This is a genomic window from Hydrogenovibrio sp. 3SP14C1, from assembly GCF_029625905.1.
Lineage (GTDB): Bacteria > Pseudomonadota > Gammaproteobacteria > Thiomicrospirales > Thiomicrospiraceae > Hydrogenovibrio.
Genome location: NZ_JARTLM010000261.1, coordinates 1 through 247 on the forward strand (window position 1 = coordinate 1; position 247 = coordinate 247).

Annotated in this window: 1 pseudogene; it reads left to right on the forward strand. The window is 67.6% G+C overall.

Annotation, left to right across the window (positions count from 1 at the left end):
- Positions 1–247, forward strand: a pseudogene (locus tag P8629_RS12485) (putative monovalent cation/H+ antiporter subunit A); the annotation flags it as partial.

Consider the following 247-nt stretch of genomic DNA (forward strand, 5'->3'; position numbering starts at 1 on the left):
TGCTGCCCGGGGCCCTGCTGCTCTGGCTGTTGGGGCAGCTGCCGGCGGTGGTGGCCGGCGAGACCCTGGTCTTCGAGCAGGCCTGGGTGCCTGGCCTGGAGATCACCCTGACCTTCCTGCTCGATGGGCTGTCGCTGCTCTTCGCGCTGCTGATCAGCGGCATCGGCGTGCTGGTACTGATCTATGCCAGCGGCTACCTCAAGGGGCACCCCGACCTGGTGCGCTTCCACGTGGTGATCCTGGCCTT